Origin of the sequence: uncultured Lactobacillus sp., from assembly GCF_947367085.1 — a bacterium.
Classification (GTDB): Bacteria; Bacillota; Bacilli; order Lactobacillales; family Lactobacillaceae; genus Lactobacillus.
The window spans coordinates 1-6,376 of sequence record NZ_CANBCP010000077.1 but is presented as its reverse complement, the minus strand read 5'-3'; the positions used below and the strand labels follow the sequence as shown (position 1 = coordinate 6,376).

At 33.3% G+C, this 6,376-nt stretch carries 7 protein-coding genes and 1 pseudogene; 1 reads left to right on the top strand and 7 read right to left on the bottom strand.

Annotated elements, in window-relative coordinates; translation table 11 throughout:
* Window positions 1-10 precede the first annotated feature (10 nt).
* The 6 genes and pseudogenes from Q0Y70_RS09190 to Q0Y70_RS09165 form a co-directional block, all read right to left on the bottom strand.
* The gene (locus tag Q0Y70_RS09190; protein WP_297820167.1) at window positions 11-139 is read right to left on the bottom strand and encodes a hypothetical protein; all 129 of its coding nucleotides are present in this window, start codon (window positions 137-139) and stop codon (window positions 11-13) included.
* A gap of 57 nt (window positions 140-196) precedes the next feature.
* Window positions 197-952 (bottom strand): annotated as a pseudogene (locus Q0Y70_RS09185) (ribonuclease HII).
* The gene (gene ylqF / locus Q0Y70_RS09180) at window positions 949-1,788 is read right to left on the bottom strand and encodes a ribosome biogenesis GTPase YlqF (RefSeq protein WP_297820164.1); all 840 of its coding nucleotides are present in this window, start codon (window positions 1,786-1,788) and stop codon (window positions 949-951) included. The pseudogene Q0Y70_RS09185 and the gene ylqF overlap by 4 nt, the downstream one beginning before the upstream one ends.
* Before the next feature lie 12 nt (window positions 1,789-1,800).
* Window positions 1,801-3,228, bottom strand: coding sequence for a S41 family peptidase (locus Q0Y70_RS09175; RefSeq protein WP_297820161.1), 1,428 nt, complete (start codon window positions 3,226-3,228; stop codon window positions 1,801-1,803).
* Window positions 3,229-3,239: 11 nt separating this feature from the next.
* Entirely contained in the window at window positions 3,240-3,470 is a 231-nt protein-coding gene (locus Q0Y70_RS09170; RefSeq protein ID WP_297820158.1) for a YozE family protein, read from the bottom strand.
* 6 nt (window positions 3,471-3,476) lie between these two features.
* Window positions 3,477-4,331, bottom strand: a complete 855-nt coding sequence (locus Q0Y70_RS09165) for a DegV family protein (protein ID WP_297820154.1) — start codon at window positions 4,329-4,331, stop codon at window positions 3,477-3,479.
* A 127-nt stretch (window positions 4,332-4,458) separates the two neighbouring features.
* Between Q0Y70_RS09165 and Q0Y70_RS09160 the strand changes: the two genes are divergently transcribed.
* The gene (locus Q0Y70_RS09160) at window positions 4,459-5,124 is read left to right on the top strand and encodes a hemolysin III family protein (protein ID WP_297820150.1); all 666 of its coding nucleotides are present in this window, start codon (window positions 4,459-4,461) and stop codon (window positions 5,122-5,124) included.
* A 40-nt stretch (window positions 5,125-5,164) separates the two neighbouring features.
* Here the strand turns inward: Q0Y70_RS09160 and Q0Y70_RS09155 are convergent, their stop codons facing one another.
* Entirely contained in the window at window positions 5,165-6,364 is a 1,200-nt protein-coding gene (locus tag Q0Y70_RS09155) for a CCA tRNA nucleotidyltransferase (RefSeq protein WP_297820170.1), read from the bottom strand.
* Window positions 6,365-6,376 lie beyond the last annotated feature (12 nt).

Genomic DNA, 6,376 nt, shown 5'->3' with positions numbered 1-6,376 from the left:
TTGATTTTAATTATAAAGTCTCTATTTTGTCAACTGTTACTTCTTCCTCTGAAGTAAAATTTTCTGCAATTTTCCCTAAAGTGGTAATCCCAATACCTTGTTTCAATTTTAATCTTAAACAAAATTCTTTTGTATTCATTAAAAAAATAACTCCATAATGTATTACACATTTTATAGATATTTTTATTAATTTCTTTTATTTTTTATTGAATTCACTAACTGGAGCGAAAGTTAAGCGGTGAATAGGAGTAGGTCCATATTTTTTTAAAGCTTCAATATGTTGCTTTGTTCCATAACCGGCATTTTTTTCAAAACCATATTCAGGATATTTTTGAGCATAAGCATCCATCAAATTATCTCTAAAAACTTTAGCTACTATACTAGCAGCAGCAATAGAATTAGACTTGTTATCGCCTTTTATTAGAGAAACTTGTGGTAAATCTACAGGCACATTCATTGCATCAACTAGCAATGAATCAGGTTTAACTGATAATCCCTCCACTGCATGAGCCATTGCTACACGATCAGCTTCGTAGATATTGATTTGATCAATCACATCATTATTGGATAAACCTACGCTGACGCAAACAGCTTTCTCTAAAATTTTTGGGAAAAGTTCTAATCTTTTATTTGGGGTTAGCTTTTTTGAATCATTTACTTCAATTAGATCAAAATCTTTGTCCAAGATAACAGCAGCTGTCACTACCGGACCTGCTAATGGTCCTCTGCCGACTTCATCTACCCCTGCAACCAGTTGATTTTGAGCCCAGTATTGTTTTTCAAATGAAAAACGCTGTAAAAAGGCTTATTTTTTAATAGCTAGCTTTTCTTGTCTTTTGAAGTAAGAAGATAGCAGGTTTTTAACACCTTTTCTTGGATCTTGACTTAATTGCTCAAGTTGTTTTTTAGAGATATTTCCTGATAATAATTGTTTAATTTCATTAATTGTCATCTGAGATCGAAAGTTATCCTCCCTATCTTACCCTTGCGCAAACGTAATAACATGAATTTAGAAAAACGTTCATAATCATCACGCATCCCATAATTTTGCGTCATTTCAAGCAATAAGTCTGGATCAGGTAAATCATTAATTTGGTTAATTGATAGTCGAGAAAAGTTCTCTAAATATTTTGTATAGTTTTCTTTCAAAAATTTAATTACAAACAAGGCGACGTCATCCGCATGAAAAATATCTTCTTTAATTGCTCCACATGCAGCTAGTTTATAACCTACTGTTTGATCAGAAAATTTAGGCCACAAAATTCCTGGTGTATCCAAAATTTGAACATTAGTTTTAGTTTTAAGCCAACTTTGTCCCTTTGTCACGCCAGGCTTATCTCCAACAATAGCCGCATTTCTACCTACTAAACGGTTAATAATAGTAGATTTACCACAATTAGGGATGCCAGCTAATGCGACACGAATTATAGGATTAGAAGCGCCTTTTTTTTCAAGCTTTTCTGTTTTTTCACGTCCAGCTAATTTGATTAGTTTAAATAAAGCAGTCATGTTGGTACTATTTTGAGCATCTAGTGACATCACAAAGCTGCCTTCTTTTTGGAAATATTTAATCCATAATTTAGTTTGAATAGGATCGGCTAGATCTGATTTATTCAAAATTACGATATGTGGTTTTTTGTTGGTTAGTTGACCAATCATTGGATTACGTGAAGAAAGAGGTAATCTAGCATCTAAAACTTCGATCAACACATCAATTAAATCTAAATTATCTTCTAATTGATTCTTAGCCTTATTCATATGACCTGGATACCATTGAATATTAGCCATCTTTATTCCTCCTTAATAATTTAAACTTAAAGCTTTCTGCATTGCAGGATCATTTGATTGCAATTTTTGAGCTACTGCTAAATACAAACTCTGTCGCATAGAAAGATCTACTGTACCAGTTGATTTCAAATCGTTAGCTTTTTGAAAATTAATCACAGCCGCTTTCGTTTGTGCATCAAATACTCCAGTTAAATGATTTGACATATAACCTAATGCAGTTAAATATTGCTGGAGTATTGCTACATCAAGGCCCATCATATTTTCTTTCAAAAGCTGACTTGTCTGAAACTGAGGTAAATTTGCTAAAGAAGAGTCTTTAACAGGGTAAGTTGGCTTTATACCCTTATGATTGATCCAATCTCCATTTGGAGTCAACCATTTTGCAATCGTATACTTATATTCAACGTTATCACTAGCACCAACTTCTTGGACTGTGCCTTTTCCAAAACTAGTTTGACCAACTGTAACGGCCCTATTATTTTGTACGAGAGCTGCAGTAAAAATTTCACTTGCGCTAGCTGTATTATCGTTAATCAAAATTATAGGTTTAAGGTTAGTTTTAAAATTGCCAGAAAGTTTATTGGACGAACGAATAATTTTTTTCTTATTACGACTTTGGTAAATCATTATTTTTTTACCATTCGGAACAAAATAAGAAGCTGACTCTAATGCACCTGACATTACTCCGCCAGGGTTATCTTGCAAGTTAATAATTAATTTGGGATATTTTTTAGTGTTAATTTTCTTCAGAGCTTTTTTAAGATCTTTGCTAGTATTGGAATCAAACTGACTAATGGTAATAACTGTCGCATTATCTATATTTTTGATAGATAGTGTCGATTGTTGAATAGTCGCACGAGTCAAAGTGACATCAAAAGTTGAATTATTGCGTTTTAATTTCAAAGTAACCTTAGTTCCCTTTTTACCGCGCACTAAAGAAGAGACCTTCTGAAATTCACTAGCTTTAACTTGTTTGCCATCAACAGATAAAATTTCATCCCCAGGTTTAATGTTACTTTTGGAAGCTGGCGAATCATTAATAATTGAATCTACTAAGATTTTATTATCTTTAACTTGCATTTGAACACCAATGCCACCAAAACTAGTACCTTGAATAACGCTATTAATTTGATCCTGGCTTGTGCCTGATAGTTGTTCAGAATAAGGATCATTTAAGCTACTGAGCATCCCATTGATAGCCCCTTGCTGAAGCTTACTAGGGTCAGTTTTTTTATAGTAGGTTTGCTGGAGCTGGTTATAGACTTTTTCGACACTAGCTAATGGCGTATTTTGATTTTCAAAATATAAATATCCATAAGTAACTGCCCCACCTAATACTGCACTACAGATTCCGGTTATAACAAATTGAGCTGGTCTGGGTAGGTGCAATTTTCTTTTTTTAAAAGTATTCTTATCTTGATCAGATTCTTGTTTCGTCATTTAATATTGTCCTAATTATTCATTTTATCCAAATACATTTGATAGGCATCGTCAAAAATGCTCATTGAAGGCAAGTAGCCTGCATTAAGTTCTAAATATTCTGATAATTTTTCATAATCTTGCTCTTGTTTAGGAAATTGACTATCATTTTGTGCGTTATTTGCAAATTGAGCAATGTCGTTTTGCGAATCTGGATCTTTTTGTGTCATCAAAAAACGATAAAAACTTTCTCTATATGCCACTGGATACTACTTCTCCACATAATATAAAATTGCGTATGCACCGTTACCTGCGTGAGTTGCAATAATTGGACTTGTTTCTTTAACTAAAACGTCAATCTCAGGATTGATTTCTTTTATTTTTTCTGCCAATTCATGCATTTGCTTTGGAGTATCAACATAAGAAATACCAACTTGACTGATATGGTCTTTGTTTTTTCGAATATCTTCTAAAACTTTTTGGTCAAATGCCTTAGAAAACTTTTTGCCTCGTCCTTTTTTGGCAACTTCTAATTGACCTTTAGGCATCTTAAGAGCAATTCTAATGTTTAACATAGTTGCAATTCGTCCGGATAAGGCGCCCAAACGTCCACCTTTAATCAGATTTTTCAAATCGACAACCATCATCCGCAATTTTTGATTTGCCTTTATTTTATTAACGTGATCCAAAATTTCCTGCATTGATTTTCCAGCTTGGGCGTCTTTGGCAGCAGCTAAAACTTGAAAGCCCTCTGCCCGATCTGTTAACTCAGAATCAACTAAAGTAATTTCGTCACTTTTTCCGATAATTTCAGCAGCTTGACGAGCAGCGTCAATAGTTCCGCTTAAACTTTTTGCTAAGAAAATAGCGATTACTTTACTACCATCACTAGTTAATTCTTTAAAAGTCTTTTCAAAAACTCCAATAGATGGCTGGCTAGTTTTTGGTAATTCGTTTGCGTCGTTCATTTTTTTGACAAAATCCGCACGAGAGATTTCAACGCCATCAATATAATTTTTTCCATCGATGGTTATTGTCAAAGGAACAACCGTGATTCCATACTTTTTTATTTCTTGAGTAGTTAATTGTACTGAAGAATCAGTAACCACTTTAATCTTTGTCATATTAGTCCTTCGTTTCTTAGCTTGATTTTTAGCAATCAATTCGAATTTATGTGTTAGAATTTAGCTAATAGATACAAGCACTAGTATATCAAAAATATAAATATCAGTTAAAAGGAATCTTAATTTTATGACATTAAAAAATATTTGGACAGATAATCCTGATCGATCTAGAGGGTATAAAATTGTTGATAATACGTTTTCAGCAATTACACACGGCATCGGTTTTGGGCTTTCAATTGCGGGATTAGTATTGTTAATAATTAAAGCTGCTCAAAGCTCTAGCGCTATAAAAGTAATTTCATTTACTCTTTATGGTATCAGCTTAATTTTGTTGTATTTATTTTCTACTCTTTATCATAGTTTGATTTTTACAAGAGCTAAAAAAGTTTTTCAAGTTTTTGATCATTCTTCAATCTTTATCTTAATTGCAGGCTCTTATACTCCCTATGCCTTGGTTGCTATTGGGGGAGCTAAAGGTTGGATTATTTGGTTGATTATTAATGCTTTGGCCGTTACTGGAATTTTGTTTTATATCTTTAACCAAGGAAAACACGTAGTTCTTGATACGATAATCTACGTTGCAATGGGCTGGTTTGTTTTACTGGCATCTAAAGATCTCTACCCTGTTTTGGGACCTTGGGGTTTTTCCCTATTAGTTTGGGGTGGAGTTGCTTACACAGTTGGGGCAGTTCTATTTTCGATGAGAAGGGTCCCATTTATTCATGTCATCTGGCATCTTTTCGTTATGTTAGGATCAATCCTAATGTATTTTTCAATTTTACTCTATGTATAAAAAAATGTTGGTTCAAAATTTGAGCCAACATTTTTTATTTTCAATTATTCATCTCTAATAAAAATTTACTGATTTGACTTGCGTCATTATCAATTTTTCCTTCAGTAACCGCCTTTTTAATTGCGGTTAAAATCTCACCAATTCTTGGACCTGCTGGTATCCCATTTTTTAGTAAAAAACTACCATCAATTGCTAATTCACTAGCATTTTTGATTGGTAAAGCTTCATAACGATCAACTAAAGCTTGGCCATTAACTGGCTGACCTAAGATATGAGCCAAATCAATAGCTGAAGCAATTGTACTTAAATTAGAATTAAATAGATCAAAGTTACTTGGGTCTTTAGCACTTACTAAATCAAAGAAATCGACAATTTCAGCAACTTGCTTTTCCATTGCATTTGAATTTTTCCATTTTCTCATAAAATGAGCAATCTTCTTAGTTGGAATTTTCAATAAAATAATCATTACTGCCCAAAAATTAGCTTCTGTAGTTGGGGCAAAATTTAACTTTGGAAAAATAGATAGTGCTTCTTTTTTGCCCGCAAAACAAGGAACTTCTTCAGATAGCCCTGTGTCTAAGAAAACTTGAAATGCTGTTTGACTACCATTTCCGAGACCCATTTTTACAAATTCATCTCGAATTCTTTCAACTGAAATTTTGGAGAGAAGTTCGTGATTATCACTGATAGCTTTCTCAGTTTCAGTTTCTAAAGTAAATTGCAATTGACTCATAAATCGAACAGCTCGCATCATTCTTAAAGCATCTTCATGGAAACGATTTTCAGCCTTTCCAACAGCTTTAATGAGCTTTAAATTGAGATCTTTTAAACCATCAAAATGATCTATCACATTGCCATCAACATCCATTGCCAAAGCATTGATTGTAAAATCTCTACGTTTTAGATCCTCACTAAGGTTCTGTACAAAAGTTACATGATCCGGACGACGGAAATCTTGGTAACCTGATTCAGTTCTAAAAGTAGTTATCTCATAACTGTCATTTTCATATAAAACTGTAACTGTACCGTGTTTTATTCCAGTATCAATCGTTTTATCAAAAATTTCTTTAATTTCCATTGGATACGCGCTCGTTGCAATATCAACATCATGAATATGACGATTCAAAAGCAGGTCTCTTACACAACCGCCAACAAAGTAAGCTTCAAAACCGGCCGCATTAATCTTTTTTAATACCGGCAGCGCATTAATAAAAACATCTGGTAAAGTTTTGATTCTCATATTATCCTCTTC

Coding starts and splice junctions, on each gene's coding strand:
- Q0Y70_RS09190 (WP_297820167.1), bottom strand. CDS start 139: ATGAATACAAAAGAATTTTGTTTAAGATTAAAATTGAAACAAGGTATT.
- ylqF (WP_297820164.1), bottom strand. CDS start 1,788: ATGGCTAATATTCAATGGTATCCAGGTCATATGAATAAGGCTAAGAAT.
- Q0Y70_RS09175 (WP_297820161.1), bottom strand. CDS start 3,228: ATGACGAAACAAGAATCTGATCAAGATAAGAATACTTTTAAAAAAAGA.
- Q0Y70_RS09165 (WP_297820154.1), bottom strand. CDS start 4,331: ATGACAAAGATTAAAGTGGTTACTGATTCTTCAGTACAATTAACTACT.
- Q0Y70_RS09160 (WP_297820150.1), top strand. CDS start 4,459: ATGACATTAAAAAATATTTGGACAGATAATCCTGATCGATCTAGAGGG.
- Q0Y70_RS09155 (WP_297820170.1), bottom strand. CDS start 6,364: ATGAGAATCAAAACTTTACCAGATGTTTTTATTAATGCGCTGCCGGTA.